This is a genomic window from Marinobacter persicus, from assembly GCF_900114155.1.
Classification (GTDB): Bacteria; Pseudomonadota; Gammaproteobacteria; order Pseudomonadales; family Oleiphilaceae; genus Marinobacter; species Marinobacter persicus.
Map to the genome: position 1 here is coordinate 63,020 of NZ_FOSC01000012.1, position 17,679 is coordinate 80,698.

Annotated in this window: 13 protein-coding genes; 4 read left to right on the forward strand and 9 right to left on the reverse strand. The window is 60.2% G+C overall.

Annotated elements, in window-relative coordinates; translation table 11 throughout:
* Window positions 1-91: 91 nt before the first annotated feature.
* Window positions 92-823, reverse strand: coding sequence for an OmpW/AlkL family protein (locus BMZ63_RS13485; RefSeq protein WP_091706283.1), 732 nt, complete (start codon window positions 821-823; stop codon window positions 92-94).
* Window positions 824-1,100: 277 nt separating this feature from the next.
* Between BMZ63_RS13485 and BMZ63_RS13490 the strand changes: the two genes are divergently transcribed.
* Window positions 1,101-2,213 carry an NADH:flavin oxidoreductase gene (locus BMZ63_RS13490; RefSeq protein WP_091706284.1) on the forward strand — a complete coding sequence of 371 codons (1,113 nt, stop codon included), beginning with the start codon at window positions 1,101-1,103 and terminating at the stop codon, window positions 2,211-2,213.
* Between the two features lie 93 nt (window positions 2,214-2,306).
* On the opposite strand, the gene BMZ63_RS13495 is transcribed toward BMZ63_RS13490, so the two are convergent.
* Window positions 2,307-3,818: a succinyl-CoA:acetate CoA-transferase ScpC gene (locus BMZ63_RS13495; protein WP_091706286.1), complete on the reverse strand. Its 1,512-nt coding sequence runs from the start codon at window positions 3,816-3,818 to the stop codon at window positions 2,307-2,309.
* A gap of 99 nt (window positions 3,819-3,917) precedes the next feature.
* A complete protein-coding gene (locus BMZ63_RS13500) occupies window positions 3,918-4,775 on the reverse strand; it encodes a DMT family transporter (RefSeq protein ID WP_091706288.1) in 858 nt (285 codons plus the stop codon).
* A gap of 233 nt (window positions 4,776-5,008) precedes the next feature.
* On the opposite strand from BMZ63_RS13500, the gene BMZ63_RS13505 reads away from it, so the two are divergent.
* Window positions 5,009-5,956, forward strand: coding sequence for a LysR substrate-binding domain-containing protein (locus BMZ63_RS13505; protein WP_091706289.1), 948 nt, complete (start codon window positions 5,009-5,011; stop codon window positions 5,954-5,956).
* Between the two features lie 370 nt (window positions 5,957-6,326).
* Here BMZ63_RS13505 and BMZ63_RS13510 read toward each other — a convergent pair whose 3' ends face one another.
* Complete coding sequence (locus tag BMZ63_RS13510) at window positions 6,327-8,828, reverse strand: acyl-CoA dehydrogenase (protein ID WP_091706291.1); 2,502 nt, start codon at window positions 8,826-8,828, stop codon at window positions 6,327-6,329.
* Window positions 8,829-9,036: 208 nt separating this feature from the next.
* On the opposite strand from BMZ63_RS13510, the gene BMZ63_RS13515 reads away from it, so the two are divergent.
* On the forward strand, window positions 9,037-10,680 hold the full coding sequence (locus BMZ63_RS13515) for a methyl-accepting chemotaxis protein (RefSeq protein WP_091706293.1): 1,644 nt from the start codon (window positions 9,037-9,039) through the stop codon (window positions 10,678-10,680).
* On the opposite strand, the gene BMZ63_RS13520 is transcribed toward BMZ63_RS13515, so the two are convergent.
* Both BMZ63_RS13520 and BMZ63_RS13525 read right to left on the reverse strand, forming a co-directional pair.
* Window positions 10,670-11,560: a prenyltransferase gene (locus BMZ63_RS13520; RefSeq protein WP_091706294.1), complete on the reverse strand. Its 891-nt coding sequence runs from the start codon at window positions 11,558-11,560 to the stop codon at window positions 10,670-10,672. The two genes, BMZ63_RS13515 and BMZ63_RS13520, sit on opposite strands and share 11 nt — an antisense overlap.
* A gap of 151 nt (window positions 11,561-11,711) precedes the next feature.
* Entirely contained in the window at window positions 11,712-12,599 is an 888-nt protein-coding gene (locus tag BMZ63_RS13525) for an AEC family transporter (RefSeq protein ID WP_091706296.1), read from the reverse strand.
* Window positions 12,600-12,699: 100 nt separating this feature from the next.
* On the opposite strand from BMZ63_RS13525, the gene BMZ63_RS13530 reads away from it, so the two are divergent.
* Window positions 12,700-13,887 carry a MalY/PatB family protein gene (locus BMZ63_RS13530; protein WP_091706297.1) on the forward strand — a complete coding sequence of 396 codons (1,188 nt, stop codon included), beginning with the start codon at window positions 12,700-12,702 and terminating at the stop codon, window positions 13,885-13,887.
* Here the strand turns inward: BMZ63_RS13530 and BMZ63_RS13535 are convergent.
* From BMZ63_RS13535 to BMZ63_RS13545, 3 genes are read right to left on the reverse strand one after another with little or no spacing between them, the layout of a single operon-like run.
* Window positions 13,844-14,785: a DMT family transporter gene (locus tag BMZ63_RS13535; RefSeq protein WP_091706299.1), complete on the reverse strand. Its 942-nt coding sequence runs from the start codon at window positions 14,783-14,785 to the stop codon at window positions 13,844-13,846. The two genes, BMZ63_RS13530 and BMZ63_RS13535, sit on opposite strands and share 44 nt — an antisense overlap.
* On the reverse strand, window positions 14,775-16,040 hold the full coding sequence (locus BMZ63_RS13540; protein ID WP_091706300.1) for a succinylglutamate desuccinylase/aspartoacylase family protein: 1,266 nt from the start codon (window positions 16,038-16,040) through the stop codon (window positions 14,775-14,777). Before BMZ63_RS13540 ends, BMZ63_RS13535 begins: the two co-directional genes overlap by 11 nt.
* The gene (locus BMZ63_RS13545; RefSeq protein ID WP_091706302.1) at window positions 16,030-17,658 is read right to left on the reverse strand and encodes an MBL fold metallo-hydrolase; all 1,629 of its coding nucleotides are present in this window, start codon (window positions 17,656-17,658) and stop codon (window positions 16,030-16,032) included. Before BMZ63_RS13545 ends, BMZ63_RS13540 begins: the two co-directional genes overlap by 11 nt.
* Window positions 17,659-17,679: the final 21 nt, after the last annotated feature.

Sequence of the window (17,679 nt, forward strand, 5' to 3'; positions counted from 1 at the left end):
TCTCCAGACACAAAAAAGCGGGGCCGAAGCCCCGCTCAGGAGAACGCACCATGGCAGCCGTCAGGTCCGAGGCTGCCGGGTACGGGGATGCTTAGAACTTGTAGGTCATACCGATCATGTAGACCATCGGGTCGATTTCTACTTCGAATTCGTCGGTTTTTGCGGACGTTCCATTGTCAAAATCAGCTGTAACGGTTGCGTCAGTGTTGATGTCAGCCCACCAGAGGGCAGCGTTCAGACCAAAGTTGTCACTCAGCATGTAATCCATGCCGAGCTCAACTGCTACGCCTACACTGTCATCAAGGTCGAGAGACGTTCCTGTAACATTACCTAGTGACTTGTACTCATCTGCTACAGCGCCAGTCAATGTATCAGAAGTTTTTTCTTCGAAGAAAACGGTATAGTTAATACCAATACCCGCATACGGCTGGAACTTGGAAGAAGAACTCATCGGGAAATATTGCAGAGTGATCGTGGGTGGCAAGTGCTTGGTTTCACCCAGATTAAGATCACTGGAAAGGTCTCCGCCCCCATTGATGTCGTGCTTAAAGGGAGTTGCAGCTAGAATTCCCAAACCCAAGTTCTCGGTAAACATGTAGGTGGCACGGATCCCTAGCTGGGTATTGGAATCAACAGTTACCTTGGAATCAGCACCGGAAAGTAGCGGATTGCCCCCCAGGGTGATTGAGTCACTAGAATCATCCGGCGCCACATGCACCGCACCGCCACGAACTACAAAATTACCAGCCTCAAACGCCTGGGCAGCCGGAGCGACTGCCATGACTGCTGCTGCCAGAACGCCTACTTTGAAACTACGGGACATAGCCTTTACTCCTCGTGTATGAATAATCTATGACCGTAATGTAATCCCCATGGCCTCAGGGATCTTGATTTAGCGCAAGAAATGATTGCGCTGACGGGAACTCGCTGAGAACCGTTGATGCAACTCAAAAAAACGGCGGCTGCTCACCGGTGTATTGCTTGCTATGTTTTTTCGGGTTTCACGGGCTCCAATGAGTAAAAGCCTGCGTATACTGCTACCAAGGCTGGTAATTAAAAGCTCGCTAAATTTTTGTACCCCCTTTTATCTGTGAGGCTTTATGACGTTGAATCTGGACCCGCTGTTTCAGCCCTTTGATCTGGGCAGGTTGCACCTGCGCAATCGCGTAGCCATGGCGCCGATGACCCGGAATTTCTCGCCCCGGGGCATTCCGGGCGAGGATGTAGTGGCCTATTATCGCCGGCGTGCCGAGGCTGGTATCGGCCTGATCATCACCGAAGGCACGGTGGTCAATCACCCGGCCGCGAACGGTTACCCGGATGTGCCGGCGTTTCATGGCGAGCAGGCCCTGGCCGGCTGGAAGCAGGTGGCGGATGCGGTGCATCAGGCCGGCGGTGCGATTTTCCCCCAGTTGTGGCATGTGGGCGCGGTGCGCAAGGAAGGCATGGAGCCGGACCCGCAGGTGCCTGGTTTCAGCCCGTCTGGCCTTTATTCACCGGGCAAACCCAACGGCAAGGCCATGACCCGGGAAGACATCCGCGATGTGGTCAAGGCTTTTGGTCAGGCCGCTGCCGATGCCAGGGCCCTGGGTTTTGACGGGGTGGAAATCCACGGTGCGCACGGTTACCTCCTGGACCAGTTTTTGTGGGAAGGTACCAACCAGCGCGAGGATGAATACGGCGGCAGTATGGAAAACCGTCTGCGCATCGTCGTGGAGGTGATTGAAGAAGTCCGCCGCTGCGTGGGTCCGGATTTCCCCATCATGCTGCGCTTCTCTCAGTGGAAAATGCAGGATTACGAAGCCAGGCTGGCGCATACACCGGATGAGCTGGAGGCGTTTCTCAAGCCGCTGTCCGAGGCCGGTGTGGATATCTTCCACGCTTCCACCCGCCGTTTCTGGGAACCGGAATTCGAGGGTTCGAACCTGAACCTGGCCGGCTGGACCCAGAAGCTCACCGGCAAGCCGGCGATGTCGGTGGGCAGTGTCGGTCTGACGGAGGATTTCATCAGTGGCACGTTCGCCAGTGAGAAGGAATCGGTGGAACGTTCAGGCCTGGACGAGCTGGCCGAGCGCATGGCCAATCACGAGTTTGAGCTGATTGCGGTGGGCCGGGCGCTGCTGCAGGACCCGTACTGGTTGCAAAAGGTGAAGGACGGGCGCCTGGATGAGATCAAGGATTTCTCCAAAAGCGCGCTTGGCAAGCTTTACTGATTCGCTGTTACTGAACCTGTAAAAACAAAAAAGCCGCAACCCCGAGGGACTGCGGCTTTTTTCATCGGTTTCGATGCGTGAACCCGAAGGCTCTTACATCTTGCCGGTTTCTTCGAAGTTCTCGTGCCAGCTCAGGGCTTCCGCCAGGTTGTGCGGAGTGTGCTGGCCACGGCCGTTCTTGGTGGCGCGCTCGAAGTAGTCGAGCAGGCGGTCACGGTAGTCCGGGTGCGCACACTTGTTGATCACTTCCAGGGCACGCTTGCGCGGGCACAGGCCACGCAGGTCGGCCAGACCCTGCTCGGTCACGATAACCTGTACGTCGTGCTCGGTGTGGTCCACGTGGGAAACCATCGGCACGATGGTGGAGATAGCGCCACCTTTAGCCAGGGACGGGGTCATGAAGATGGACAGGTAGCCGTTCCGGGCGAAGTCGCCGGAGCCGCCGATACCGTTCATCACACGAGTACCCATCACGTGAGTGGAGTTCACGTTGCCGTAGATGTCGGCTTCGATCATACCGTTCATGGCGATGATGCCAAGACGACGGATCACTTCCGGGTGGTTACTCACTTCCTGCTGACGCAGCATGATGCGGTCTTTGTACTCTTCGATGTTCTCGGCCAGCTCCTGGTTGGCTTCCGGGCTCAGGGAGAACGAGGTACAGGAGGCCATCTTCAGGGTGCCGGACTTCAGCATTTCCAGCATGCCGTCCTGCAGCACTTCGGTGTAGGAAGTCAGGTTCTTGTAAGGACCGTCGTTCAGGCCAGCCAGTACGGCGTTGGCGATGTTGCCCACACCAGACTGGATCGGCAGCAGTTCCTTCGGCAGACGACCGGCTTTGATTTCGTCATCGAAGAACTGGAGGATGTTCTGGGCGATCTGCTTGGACGCCTCATCCGGCTCGCTGAAGCTGGAGTTGCGGTCGGTTGAGTTGGTCTCAACGATGGCCGCGATCTTTTCTTTCGGGCACTTGATGTACGGCGTACCAACGCGGTCTTCCGGCTTCAGAACCGGGATCGGCTTGCGGTGCGGAGGCAGGAAGTCTTCCTGGTAGATGTCGTGCATGCCTTCCAGGCCGGCCGGCTGGCCGTGGTTGACTTCGATGATCACTTTGTCGGCTACGTCGACCCAGGTCTTGTTGTTGCCCACGGACGACGACGGGATCAGGTGACCTTCCTCGGTGATGCCAACCACTTCAATAACGGCAACGGAGATTTTGCCGTAGAAACCGGCAGCTACGTCCGGACCCAGGTGGGACAGGTGCACGTCCATGTAGTCCATGCGGCCTTCGTTGATGTTCTTGCGGCCGATGGGATCACTCTGGTACGGGATACGGAAGGACATGCCGTTCACTTCAGACAGAACACCGTCCAGTTCCGGAGCGGTGGAAGCGCCGGTAAATACACCGATTTTGTATTCGGTGCCTTGCTCGCGCTGCTCGCGGATGTGATCGGCCAGAGCCTGCGGGATGGCTTTCGGGTAGCCGGCACCGGTGAAACCACTCATGCCAACGTTTACACCGTTGGGGATCAGGGCAGCAGCCTCTTTGGCGCTCATGATGCGATCGTTCAGATCAGCACAACGAATTCTGGAAGCAGTAGACATAGCAGCTCCGAGTTACTGTTGGTTTTTTGGGATTGTGTCTATCAAACAAAGGTGACTGTACCATAGCCATAGGTAGTTATAGCTAAAACTGAAAAAAATTTATACTAATTTCTGACGGCGCGTTTGACGCAGTCCGATCAGCACCAATGGCACGACAATCATCAGGCTTCCCACCATAAACCAGATATCCGGTATTTCGCCAAACCAGATCCAGCCAATGGCCACGGCCCATATCAGGCCGGTGTATTCGGCACTGGTCACCAGGTTGGCCTCCACCTGTTGGTAGGCCAGCAGAACGGTAATATTGTAGCCCAGAATCAGTGCGGCGGAACCGGCGGCGTTGATCAGCATGCCGGGGTTCCAGCTGGCCCCTTCCCACAGGGCCAGGGCACCGGCGGCGGGGATGATCAGCAGGTAGCTGAGAAACAGTTTGTGTACGGTGCTCTGGGTTCTGGGCAGCTGGCGCACCATGACGGCGTTGATGGCCAGGGCGCAGGCGGAGCCCAGGGCGGCAATCACGGCCCAGTTGAAGTCGGTGGGCCGCAGAATGATGAGGATGCCGGCAAAGCCGCTGAATACGGCGGTGACGCTGAGCGGTGTCAGGCTTTCACGGAAGAAGACGGCGGAGAGCACCATGACGATGATGGGGGCGCCGTAGAACAGAGCGTTGGCGGTGGCCAGGTGCAGGTTGGTCAGGGCGATGACCATGCAGACGATGCCGGCCAGGTGCACGTGGGAGCGGATGGCGTGGACTTTCAGGCCGTCGAGGAGGTGCTGGCGGTTGAACTTTCGGGCCAGGGGTAGCAGGAACAGCAGGGTCAGGATGCAGCGCATGAAGGCGAACTGGAATACGGGTGCGCCGGGTTCCAGGGTTTTGATGAATACATCCGAGCCGATGGCCATGGCGTTGCCGATGATCAGCAGCAGGATGGCGCTGTTTACGGTTTTTCCTGACACTTCTTTTTAACCTCCTTTGACCTTCATGCTTCGGTGCATGAGCGGGTTGGGGAAACGACTTCCGAAAACCGCTGCCAGTACTTCCCTGTACGCTTGTCTCAGCCATCCCTGGCTTCAAACATTTTCGGAAGTCGTTTCCCCAACCCGCTCCCTGAACTGCGGTGGTGAGTCTACGAGTCTGCTAGTATTTGGTGAAATGATCATTATTCTTCACCTATTAGAAAATTCGATACATGAAGCTCCCTCCGTTAAAAGCCCTACCCGTTTTCGAAGCTGTTGCCCGCCTGAAAAGCTTTTCAGCCGCCGCCGGGGAGCTGTCGATTACCCAGAGTGCGGTGAGTCACCAGATCAAGCAGCTGGAAACCTATCTGGGCGAGCAGTTGTTCTGGCGTTCGGGGCGGTCGGTGACGTTGACCGATGAAGGGCGGCAGTACTTTGATGCCATCAGCTCGGCGTTGTTGCAGGTGGAGCGGGCCAGTGAGCAATTGCTGGGGCATGAGCAGTCGCGCATTCGCCTGTCGGTGTTCAGCTCCTTTGCCGTGCGCTGGCTGGTGCCCCGGTTGCCGTATCTGCAACGTCGGCATCCGCAATTGGACCTGGCGCTGGAGATGAGTAGCGAGAATCCGGTGCTGTCGGAGCGGGTGGCGGATTGTTTCATCACCATTTATCCGACCGTGCCCGCCTACAGTTACGAGCATCTGTACACCGAGAGGCTGTTCCCGGTGTGCAGTCAGGATTACTGGCAGCGTATTCGCCGGGAGCTGGGCCGTAACGCCGAGCCGGAGGGGCGGGGTGAGAAGCCGGTATCTGCGGAGGACATTGCCCGGTTTCCGTTGTTGTCGACTCACAGCATTTTCGACAAACCGGCCGGTGACTGGGAGGCCTGGTTTCGGGAAATTGGTGAGCCTGTTCCCGAGTCGGCACGGGTTCAGCACTTCAGCCACATGCTGCTGGCTCTGGAGGCTGCCCGTTTTCACCAGGGTATCGCGCTGACCAACGATTACATGCTCAGTACCCGGAAGGATTCAGAGGATTTCGTGCGTTTGCCCACGCATTCGGTGATTACCGGCGACAAGTTCTATTTTGCCTGGAAAACCAGCCGGCGGCATGAGAAGGGGATTCAGCTGTTGCGGCGCTGGTTGGTGAATGAAGCGGTCCGGGGTGGCCTTCGGGGGGAATAGTCGGTTTTGGCCATGGTCTGCTTGTTTGTGTGCGTTGAGCAGGGCGGGGTGTCTGTCCGGAAAGCGCCTCGAGACTCCCTGTGCGGCTTATGCTCCGCCATCCATGGCTCCGCAAATTTCCGGACAGACACCCCGCCCCGCTCAAATCGAACTTGGCAGTTATCGCCATTACTACTTGGACTCGGTCTCACTTTTCCGGGTTGAGGCCCGCGTGAGGTTGTACGTGAGTATGTGGGGTGGAGCTTCCGAAAATGTTCGTAGCCATGGATGGCGGAGACAAGCGTACAAGGAAGTACTTGCAGCGGTTTTCGGAAGCTCCACCCCACATACTCACAGGCCCCCAAGAATAGAGGGCCTGCAAGCCAGAGGGTTACTCGGAGTTTGAACGCTCCACCACACGCCGCTTCCCCCGAGCACAGTCAGAGAGTTCTTTCAGGCCATCGGCATCAAACGCATCCACCCGGATCACGTCATACAGGGCCGTAAGCGCCTCCTCCAGCTTCGGGCACTCATCAGCCTTCACAATGCCCTGGGCGCAGGCCCAATCCACCAGTTCCTTGCGCTGGTGACCCATCAGCAGGTCAATGCCGCCCAGTTCGTCTTCATCGCGGTTGCGGATGGCATCGTGCAGGCGTTTGCGCACATCGGCGGTTTCGTTGGCCAGCTTGTAGGCATTCAAAACCCGACCCAGCGGGTCTTGCGGGTCCGGGTTGATGAAGGTGCCACGGCTGATGCGCTGGCGCACTTGAGTGTCATCCACGATCGTGGCGGCGACCTTGGCGCCGAGTTTGTCGCTCGGGCCGTTCAGGCCGGTGGCACCCAGCGGGAACACCAGTAGCCGCAGCGGCCAGCGCAGGGCTGGTACCGGGTAGTTGATGATGGCTTCGCGCATGGCAATCTGCAGATCACGCAGGCAGGTTTCCAGGCACCATTCCACCAGATCGCGCTGGTCTTCCGGGTAGCCTTCCTCGTGCCATTGCTTGATCACTGCCGTGGCGTAATACAGATGCACCAGGCAATCGGCCATGCGGCCGGACAGGCGCTGGCGGGCTTTCAGGCCGCCGCCGACGGACAGCAGGGTGACGTCGGTCATCACGGCAAAGGCAGCGGAGAAGCGCCCGAGCTGGCGGTAATACTTCTGGATCCCGCCTTGACGTGGCGCGGCCTCCAGCCAGCCTTTGGTCAGCCCGTGCAGGAAAGTGCGCATGGCGTTGCGGCTGGTGTGGGCCAGATGGCGGTAGAAAACGCCGTCGAATTTTTTCGCCGCCTGGTCCGGGTCGTCCATGTTGGCCGCCTCGATTTCCTCAACGATAAACGGGTGACAGCGGATGGCGCCCTGACCGAAGATCATCAGGCTGCGGGTCAGGATGTTTGCGCCTTCCACGGTGATGCCAATAGGCACCGCCTGGTAGGCCCGGGCCAGGAAGTTGCGCGGGCCGGTGATCACGCCCCGGCCGGCTACCACGTCCATGGCGTTGTTGATGACTTCGCGCATCAGGTCGGTGTTGCGGTATTTCAGCACCGCCGACGGCACGGACGGGCGCACGCCCCGGTCCAGCATGCCGGTGGTCAGCAAGCGCGCGGAGTCCATCATGTAGGTGTAGCCGGCGATGGGTTCGAGGGCTTCCTGAACGCCTTCAAACTGGCTGATGGAGCGGCCGAACTGCTCGCGGGTATAGGCGTAGGAGCCGGTGGCCAGGCTGGCCAGTTTGCCGGCCCCGGTGCCAAGCGCCGGCAGGGAAATGGAGCGGCCGATGGACAGGCATTCGAGCAGCATTTTCCAGCCCTTGCCCAGCATGTCCTGGCCGCCGATCACCTGTTCCATGGGAATGAAGACTTCTTCGCCCCAGGTTGGCCCGTTCATAAATACCGTGTTCATGGGCAGGTGGCGGGCGCCGGCATGTACACCGTCGGTGTCTCGTGGCACCAGCACGCAGGTCACGCCAATTTCTTCCTGTTCGCCCAGCATGTGTTCCGGGTCATACACCTTGATGGCCAGGCCAATCAGGGTGGCCACCGGCGCCAGGGTGATGTAACGCTTGTTCCAGGTGACTTTCAGGCCCAGCACTTCTTTGCCGTTCCACTCGCCCTTGCAGACGATGCCCTTGTCCGGAATGGCACCGGCGTCGGAGCCGGCCACCGGCGAGGTCAGTGCAAAGCAGGGGATCTCATCGCCACCGGCCAGGCGCGGCAGGTAGTGCTGTTTCTGATCGTTGGTGCCGTAGTGCATCAAGAGCTCGCCCGGGCCCAGGGAGTTGGGCACCATCACGGTGACGGCGGCCGACACGCTACGGGTGGAGATCTTCATCACGATTTCGGAATGGGCGGTGTTGGAGAAGCCCTTGCCGCCGTCTTCTTTGGGAATGACCAGCCCGAAGAAACCGTTTTCCCGGATGAATTTCCAGACCTTTTCCGGCAGGTCGTAGTCTTCATGGGTGATCTGCCAGTCATCCAGCATCCGGCATAGCTCTTCCACCGGGCCATCCAGGAAGGCCTGTTCCTCGCTGGTGAGGTGTGCCGGCTGGTAGTCCATCAGCTTGTTCCAGTCCGGCTTGCCGGAGAACAGCTCGCCATCCCAGTCCACCGAGCCGGAGCTCAAGGCCTCGCGTTCGGTGTCGGACAGCTTGGGCAGGCGGCTGCGTACCCAGCACAGCAGCGGGCGGCTGAGTTTGTCCAGGCGCAGGTCTCCGGGCAACACCACCAACAACGCCAGCGCCAGGAACACGCCGCCAACAAGGAAACTGATGATATGCCAGCCGTCCTGGGCGACACCCAGCAGGGTGGCAATCGAAAGTACCACGGCTGCCGCCTTGCCGCCGATGTTGAGGTAGATCAGCAACAGGGCACTGATAACAAGAAACAGAACGCTCATGGGCGGATCTCCCTACCGCGAAGAAAAGTAACGTGAATAAGCTTAACCATCGGTGAAAGTGGCGGTGGTTGCAAGTGAAACAGGCTTTATGAACAACACCTTGGAGGACGCCTGTTTATAAATTCACAAAAACTTTCAAAAACATTTAATCCATTTCTTTTGCTAATCGTAAATTCCGGCTCAAATCGAAAAAAACTGGAGTGGGTTTATGTCTGGCCAGCTGACTGTCGCAAAACGCCTGGCACTCGGATTCGGGGTCATTGTTTCATTAATGGTGCTTGTGAGCGTGGTGGGTAACCACCAGGTAGGCTTCATTGATAAAACCCTGACCTCGGTTAACGAGGGTGCCGCGCTCAAACAGCGTTATGCCATTAATTTCCGGGGCAGCGTGCACGACCGGGCCATCGCCATTCGCGATGCGGTTTTGGTGAATAACGAGTCCGACCTGGACCGGCATCTGGAGGACATCCGCCGCCTGGCGGATATGTACGCGGAAAATGCAGAAAAGATGGCTCGAATGTTCGACAACCGTGGAGCCACTGAAAAAGAACGGGAACTGCTGGCGGACATCAACGCCATTGAAGAGCGCACATTGGCCCTGAGCCGTGAATTGATTGAGAGCCGCCGCAACGGCGACTCCGAAGCTGCTCGGCGGTTTCTGCTCAGCGAGGTGTCCCCTGCCTACACCGAGTGGCTGGCCCGGGTGAACGCGTTTATTGATTACCAGGAAGATTCTGCCGCGGATGATCTGAACGATGTGCGCGAGGCAGCCAGTGGCTTTAACGCCACGATTATGTCGATCACCGGGTTTGCCGTGGTTTTGAGTGTACTGGTGGCCTTCGTGATTATCCGCAAGCTCAAGCGCATTCTGGGCGCCGAACCAGAGGAAGTGGCCGACGTGATCCGCCGGCTGGCGGACGGTCATCTGGATCAGAATCTGGAAACCCGTCATCGCGACAGTGTGATGGGCGCGCTGGTGGATACCAACGAACGCCTGGCGGGCATTATCCGTGAGGTGCGCAGTGCCTCCGAAGAATTGTCCAAAGCCTCCAACGAACTGGAAGATACCTCCAACAACAACAGCCAACAGATTCGCATGCAGGCCACCGAGGCTGAGCAGATGGCCACCGCCGTGAACCAGATGGCGACAACGGTGAACGAAGTGGCTGGTTTTGCCGCCAATGCCGCCACCGCTACCAGCAAGGCCGATGGCGAGGTGGAAACCGGCAACCGGGTGGTGGGTGAGACGGCCGCGTCCATCACCCGCCTGGCGGACAAGCTGGAAGAGGCCGCCAGCTCGGTCAACCGGGTGTCCGAGGACAGCGCCAACATCGAGAAGATCATTGAGGTGATCAACGGTATCGCCGAGCAGACCAACCTGCTGGCACTGAATGCCGCCATCGAAGCGGCCCGTGCCGGCACCCATGGCCGCGGCTTTGCCGTGGTGGCGGATGAGGTGCGCTCGCTGGCGTCCCGCACCCAGGAATCCACCCGCGAGATCCAGGACATGATTGGTCAGTTGCAGTCCGGTGCCGGCGTGGCCTCGGATGAGATGGAAAGCAGCCGTGAGCTTGCGCGGGATACCGTGGAGAAAACCACCGAGGCTGAGGATGCCCTGGGCCGCATTCGTGAGGAAATGTCGGCGGTGAACGACATGAACGCCCAGATAGCAAGCGCAGCGGAGGAGCAGAGTTCGGTAGCCGAAGAGGTGAACCGCAACATCGCCCGTATTCATGACGCCACCATCGAAACCTCCGCCGGTTCGGAGCAGGTGGCCGGCTCAAGCCACGACCTGGCGGTACTGGCCGAGCAACTGAAATCCCGGGTATCGGTGTTTCGCCTCAGAGACTGAGGCCGACGATCAGCAGGGCAAGCGTGGCCAGCAGTACGGCCACGTTGACGCCCAGTACCCGGTTTAACCTCGCGGGGTGGTTCAGCGCTGACGGCAACTGCCGGCTGACCCACCAGGCGGCGGGCAGGGGCAGCAGCGCCAGCAGGCTCCAGGCCGACAAAAGACCCAGAGCGGCGCCGCCGGCAACCAGCCCGTAACCACCCAGTAGCAGGGTTCCGACCAGATAACTGGCCCGTTCCGGGCCCAGGGTAATCACCAGGTGAAGGCGCCCCACTTGCCGATCGGCATCGGCATCGGGGATCTGGTTAATCAGCAGAAGCTCGCTGACCATCAACAGAGCGACCCCGGAAACCACCAGGGCTGTCGCATCCACCCGTGCACCCAGCGCAATCAGCGAACCGAGCACCATCACCGGCCCGAACCCCAGCCCCGGTGCCAGCAGGCACAACAGCGGCGAGCGGGTAATCCAGCGGGTGTAGGTCAGCACCAGCAGGACTCCGGTCATACCCAGCAGGAACATGGGCAGCCCCCTCAGCCAGAGGAAGTAAACGCCGATGGCGATCACCAGTGCCAGTGTGCCCAGGCCGGCGATTAAGACGCCCCTTGCTGCAGCCGGTGTTTCCGGCAGGGCGCCGCTGCCGCCGGAGAACGGCGTGCGGCAGGTGAGATGATCCAGCCCGGAGGTGAAATCGTCGTACTCGTTCAGCAAATTGACGGCGGCGTGAGCCAGAATGGCCCCGATCAATACCAGCAGATTGTGTAACAGAGCCGGCGTCTCGGATTGCTGCCAGGCGAGTGCTACACCCAGGCCGGCGCACAGGGGTGCGAGCAGTAAAAAATTGGGGCGTGAGGCGCGTACCACGGTGGCCGTTTGGGGCATATTTTTACTTTCCCTCGTAGTTTGGGAACGAGTGAGGGGGCAGGCCTTCCCGGGACCGTGCGGAGCCTGGGATGGCGGAGCTCGAGCGGTACAGGGACGTATTCACAGCGTGTCCCGGGAAGGCCTGCCCCCTCACTCGCCCCATCGTCAATCAGACATAACCAGCCGCAAACACCAAAGCCAGCACCAGCGGCATCACCACCAGACTGCCGAGGTTGCTGATCAGAACCAGCGAGGCCACCTTGTGGGGCTCCTGCTGGTACTGTTCGGCCACCATGTAGTTCAGAACCGCCGGGGGCAGGGCGGCGAACACCCACAGGCTGGTCACCTGCAGAGCGGGTAAATCCAGCAGGGCGATCATGGGCCAGGCCAGTAGCAGGCCGCTGGCGGGGCAGGCGATGGCGCCGATCAGCCCCAGTTTCCAGTCGCTGAAATCCACATCCAGCATGCGCACGCCCAGGGCAAACAGCATCAGCGGAATGCACACCTCGCCCAGCATGTTCAGGCTTTCCAGCAGCCACCCGGGCAACACAATGCCACTCAAGTTCACCGACAGGCCGGCGATACTGGCAAAGACAATGGGCAGGCGCAGCCGGCGGATGATCGAGGTGTGCGGATCGAGGATATAGAGCCCCACCGAAAAGTGCAGCAGCATTTCCACGATGAACAGTACAATGGCTGCCGGCAGGGCCTGTTCGCCGAATGCCAGCACCAGCACCGGAATGCCCATGTTGCCGGAGTTGTTGAACATCATCGGCGGCAGGAAGGTTTTCAGGTTCAGCTTCAGCAGCCTGGCCAGCGGATAAAGCACCAGTCCCGAACCCAGTACCACCACCGTGCCGGCCAGGGCCAGGCCGCCGTATTCCTGCAGGGGTGCCTGTTGGTCCGCCAGTACCGCAAACACCAGCATGGGCACGAACAGCTCCATGTTCAGCACGTTCAGGCCCTGAATGTCCGGTGTGCGGAACCGGCCATACAGGGCTCCGCATCCCGCGATAAGGAACACCGGTAGCATGGTTGACAGTATCTGGGTGATCATAAAAGGTACCGGGCGGGCGGCTTGAAAGCGCACAGGTTCGCAATTAACCAACGATTCGGCAAGTAGTCAGCCGGAATTCTGGCACTGAAGGAGGATGTCCATGGTCGCGGATTTTGATCAGCCGGTAAGGCGGGAACAGACCTGTTCCGTGAAGTTTGATGCCCGCAAGGCCGTGTTTGGCCGGGAAGACGTGATTCCCGCGTGGGTCGCGGACATGGATTTTGCCGCGCCGGAGGCGGTGACCACCGCCCTGAAAGCCCGGGCCGAGCATCCGGTGTATGGCTATACCCTGTTCCCGGAAAGCCTGTACCAGGCCATGATTGGCTGGTTTTCCGAGCGCCACGGCTGGTCCATCCCGCGTGATCATATCCTGATGGCGCCCGGCGTGGTGCCTTCCCTGCATGCCGCCTGCCTGGCCTATGCCGGGCCGGGAGAGGGGGTGATCATCCAGCCACCGGTGTATCCGCCGTTCTTCAGCTCGGTGCGCCAGACCGGCCGTGAGATCATTGAAAACCCGCTGGTGCCGGATGAAAAAAACGGCCAGTACCGGATGGATCTGGCCCATCTTGAGCAATGTGCCGCCCGGCCGGATGCCCGGTTGTTGATGCTCTGTTCGCCCCATAATCCCGTCGGGCGGGTATGGTCGCAAGACGAACTGGAGGCGGTGCTGGCCATTGCCCGCAAACACCGGCTGGTGATCGTGTCCGATGAAATCCACTGTGACCTGGTGTTCCCGGACAAGCCCGCCCATACCGTGCTGGCAACGTTGGCCGGCCCCGACGATGCGCTTGTCACTGCGGTGGCTCCCAGCAAAAGCTTTAACATGCCGGGCCTGGGGTTGTCGGCGCTGGTGATTCCCGACCCGCAGCGGCGCAAGGCCATGCAGCAGGTGTTCGAATCCATGCATTTGCCCCAGTGCAATCCGTTCAGTATTGCCGGTTTCGAAGCCGGTTATCGCGAAGGCGGGGAATGGCTGGATGCACTCATGGCCTACCTGCAAGGCAACCGGGATTATGTCGGTGAACAGGTGGCATCGCGTCTGCCGGGCATCCGGGTTGCCGAACCGGATGGCACCTACCTGCTGTGGCTGGATTGCACGGGCCTGGGGCTGGACGATGCCGGCCTCAAACGGTTCTTTGTCCAGGATGCCGGCGTGGGCCTGAACCCGGGCGCCTCTTTCGGCGCCGGGGGCAGCGGGTTCATGCGGTTGAACATCGGTTGTCCACGGGCCGTGCTGGCACAGGTTATCGATCGGCTGGAAACCGCGCTGGCCGGCCGGCGCGGGTAGCCAGCAACAGCCCCACCAGGATCAGCACGCCGCCCACCACATGGGCCACTCCGAGGGCCTCGCCCAGGAAAATACCGGCGAGGATGGAGGCGAACACCGGTGTAAGGTACATGAAGATGGCGGCTCTGGCCGGGCCGATGGTATGTACGCCGTGATTCCAGAAGCCATAAGCCAGAATGCCGGGAAAGAGGGCGAAATACAGAAGTGGCCAAGCGGTTTGCCGTGACAGTTCGAAGCCACCGCTGAAGAACACAAAATCCGCCAGGTAGAACGGCAGGATCACCAGTGTGCCCAGTGCAATCTGCACGGTCAGGAAGGTCAGCGGCGGTAGTGGCACAGCCTGGCGCCGCAACAGCACGGAGAACAGCCCCCAACAGAACACCGCCGCCACCATGATCAGGTCCCCGGGCTGGGCCTGCAGGCTGGTGAGTACCGAGAGCTTGCCCCTGGCCACCACCGTGATAATGCCAAGGATGGCCAGAACAATGCCCAGCGCCTGAATGGGGCGGGTCCTGTCGCCCAGCAGCAGCCAGGCCAGCAGGGCAACGAAAATGGGAATGGTGGCGTTGATCAGGGCAATGTTGGTGGCGGTGGTGGTTACCGCCGCGTAGTACAGCAGTGAATTGAACGCCGCCACGCTGAACGTGGCCAGCGCCAGCATGGAACCCAGGTGCTGGCGAATAACCGCCCGTTGTCGCCAGATGCCGGGCAGGCCGATGGGCAGCAGCACGGCCAGGGCGATCACCCAGCGCCAGAACGACATGGACAGCGGCGGAATGCTCTCCACCGTGCCACGGGCAACCACCGCGTTACCCGCCCAGAACAGAGGCGTGACCACCAGGCCAAAATAGGCCAGGCCCAGGCTTCTGGACCGCACGCTGCTTTGCTTAGCCGTCATCGGGTTCGTCCGGGGCACCGGGGACTTCCGCCTCGGTGCCCAGGTGATAGGCGGCAAAACCGGCCATCACCACCTGGTCCACTGCCATGCCGATTACCCGGCCATCAAAGTGGGCCTGTATCGGGTATTCCTCGTTGGTGATGGGATCGGTAACGTGGCCCAGAATGTCACCTCTGGCCACGGTGTCACCCAGCTCCACATCGGAAGACAGAATGCCCCCGTGTTCGGCGCGCACCCAGGTGGAGTCGTAATACACCGGTTCCGGATCGCCCCAGACAAACATGCGGGAAAGCATGTCCTGTTTTTCCATCAGGCTGTTCAGGCTGTTGACCCCCGCCTCAATCTGGTGCTCCTGAATACGCAGGGACTCGCCGGCTTCCATGGTGACCGTGCGTATGCCGGCCTCGTTGGCGGCATGGCGCAACATGCCGGCGGAGCCGGTGCTGTGGACCACCGCCATGCCATCGAAGCCCCGGGTGAATTCCGCCACCTCCGGGCTGTTCATGTCGGCCCGCAGCTGCGGCAGGTTGGTGCGCTTGAGTGAGCCGGTGTGAATGTCCACCAGCATATCGCAGTGGCTGATCACCTTCTGGAACAGCGAATGGGCCATGCGGCTGGCCAGCGAGCCATCCGGCGTGCCCGGGAAATGCCGGTTCAGATCCCGGCGGTCTGGCAGATAGCGGGTGCCCTGCTGGAAGCCGGTGATGTTGACGATGGGCACGCCTATCACCCGCCCGGCCAGCTTTTCAGGATTCAGGTCGTACAGGGTACGGCGGATGATTTCGATGCCATTGAGTTCATCGCCATGAATGGCGCCGGTCAGGCAAAGCGTGGGACCACTTTGAGCGCCATTGACCACCAACACCGGAGTGATCTGCGACAGTCCGGCAATCTGAATGCCCGGCGACCAGGACAGGCGGGTGGATGTACCCGGCAGGATGTCCTTGCCCAGCAATGTGAAGGTTTCAGCCGGAGCCGGCTCATCGGAGCTGGCCCCAGGCGCCGGTTCGGCGTCCGGGTCAACAATGATATCCAGGGCGTGGATGGGTACCGGATCGACCTGGCTGTCTTCTTCTGTTGCCTCCCCGGTACTGTCAGGCTCGGGTTCCGGCAGCGGATTGACCTCTTTCAGGTCGATGTTGGGAGCAATTTTCCGAGGTTCGTCGTCTTCTGCCAGGGTGACCGGCGCAACAGCAATCGATAACAGAAAGATAACGCTTGTCCAGGCAGAAAAGACACGGGTTTTAAACGGCATACCAAAGATCCTCTTTCCGGCAGGCCCGGTGTTCGGTCTCAAGTTTCAGCAAGTGCGCCAGGGTGGTGCGGGCCGCAATGGCCCGCATGGCCGGCGGCAGATGGTCGTAGGCTTTGGCGGTCAGGTCATTCAGGCTGACCGGCGTCAGTTCCTCAAGTGCCCTCAGTATCTTGTGTTCCCGTGATAACCGGTGGGTGATCAGGTGATCAATCACGGTTTCCGGCCGGGCCATGAGAAACCCGTGGGCGGGCGCGATGTGGCGCAGGGGTTCGGCCAGCAAATCGTGCAGGGATTCGATGTAGGCCTTCATGTCACCGTCCGGCGGGTTAATGATCACCGTGGTGCCCTGCATGATGTGGTCACCGGAAAACAGCAGGCCCTGCCCCACCAGCAGGTAACACAGATGGTTGGCGGCATGGCCGGGGGTGTGCAGCACTTTCAGGTCGCCCGCTTCGGTGGCAATCAGGGTGTCGGGCACGGGCTGCTCGTCCGGTTCAAACTGGCTGTCGTGCTCAATACCCTCCGGCGCGGGCCAGCCCAGAACCGGGCAGCCGGTCTGCTTTTTTAATGACCGTACCGCCGGTGAGTGGTCGATGTGGGTGTGGGTAACCAGCACCTGATCAATATGGCCGCCGGTCACTGTCAGAATATTCTCGATATGTCCGTTATCCGCCGGCCCCGGATCAATCACCGTGAAGCGCTCGTGGCCCAGGATGTAGGTATTGGTGCCCGGGCCGGTCATCATGCCGGGGTTGGGGGCGGTCAGGCGGACCACGCCGGCGGCAATGTTCACCGGCTCGCCCGGCACGATTTCCACGCGGGTTGAACCTTCGCCCTCGGGGTCCAGTTTGACCGCTTCGTCATAGGCCGGAGCGTTGGCTTCCAGCATCACCGGCCGGCCTTTTTTCAGTGCCGGCCAGGCCTGGGTGGGGTAGGGTTCCGGTGGGTTGGCCAGGGCATAACGCATCAACGCTTCGGTGCTGTCAAAATCGCTCAGCACCCGCAAGGTTTGCATGGTGGGCGTGCCCAGCAACCGTTGGCCAGCCTTCTGCTCGGCCAGGGCCTGCGCGGGGCTGATCCAGTGGTGGGCAATGGTTTCCCCGCCATCGTGACCGGCCTGTTGCTGTGGTGGCGCCACCGCCACGAAAAAGCGGGTGTCGAAACGCCTGGGTGGTCCGGGCGGTGTGACCCAGTGGCCCAGATAGGCCAACTGGTCCAGAGGCAGGGTCAGGTGGTGCTGGTGACAGAGTTCAGCCAGCGAAAGTTCGTTGCGCAGCAGTGCCTGGCGTTGCTCATGCACCGGGTGGTCGGGACCAACCGGCTCCCCGGTTTCGGTATCAGCCAGCAGAATGCCGGCTTCCTCGAAACATTCCCGCACGGCGGCCAGCATGTAATCGGCGCCGCCCTCGTCCAGGCTCATGATCTGACTGATGTCGGCATCCTGCGGGCCGGCGATGTGCTCGCGGCCATGGGCCTCGTGTTCATCCACGGCACCGCCGGGGAAGACAAAATAGCCGGGCAGAAAGCGGGCTTGCCAGGTGCGCTGCAACAGTAATACTTCGATGCCCCGGGCGGTATCGCGGCACAAAACCAGTGTGGCGGCAGGTCGAATGTCCATGGAAGCCTCAGCAGTGTTGGT

Bases quoted from the DNA above. Each gene is read 5' to 3' on its own strand.
- BMZ63_RS13530 (WP_091706297.1), top strand. From the start codon at position 12,700: ATGGTCGCGGATTTTGATCAGCCGGTAAGGCGGGAACAGACCTGTTCC.
- BMZ63_RS13515 (WP_091706293.1), top strand. From the start codon at position 9,037: ATGTCTGGCCAGCTGACTGTCGCAAAACGCCTGGCACTCGGATTCGGG.
- BMZ63_RS13540 (WP_091706300.1), bottom strand. From the start codon at position 16,040: ATGCCGTTTAAAACCCGTGTCTTTTCTGCCTGGACAAGCGTTATCTTT.
- BMZ63_RS13545 (WP_091706302.1), bottom strand. From the start codon at position 17,658: ATGGACATTCGACCTGCCGCCACACTGGTTTTGTGCCGCGATACCGCC.
- BMZ63_RS13535 (WP_091706299.1), bottom strand. From the start codon at position 14,785: ATGACGGCTAAGCAAAGCAGCGTGCGGTCCAGAAGCCTGGGCCTGGCC.
- BMZ63_RS13495 (WP_091706286.1), bottom strand. From the start codon at position 3,818: ATGTCTACTGCTTCCAGAATTCGTTGTGCTGATCTGAACGATCGCATC.
- BMZ63_RS13520 (WP_091706294.1), bottom strand. From the start codon at position 11,560: ATGCCCCAAACGGCCACCGTGGTACGCGCCTCACGCCCCAATTTTTTA.
- BMZ63_RS13525 (WP_091706296.1), bottom strand. From the start codon at position 12,599: ATGATCACCCAGATACTGTCAACCATGCTACCGGTGTTCCTTATCGCG.
- BMZ63_RS13485 (WP_091706283.1), bottom strand. From the start codon at position 823: ATGTCCCGTAGTTTCAAAGTAGGCGTTCTGGCAGCAGCAGTCATGGCA.
- BMZ63_RS13510 (WP_091706291.1), bottom strand. From the start codon at position 8,828: ATGAGCGTTCTGTTTCTTGTTATCAGTGCCCTGTTGCTGATCTACCTC.
- BMZ63_RS13490 (WP_091706284.1), top strand. From the start codon at position 1,101: ATGACGTTGAATCTGGACCCGCTGTTTCAGCCCTTTGATCTGGGCAGG.
- BMZ63_RS13505 (WP_091706289.1), top strand. From the start codon at position 5,009: ATGAAGCTCCCTCCGTTAAAAGCCCTACCCGTTTTCGAAGCTGTTGCC.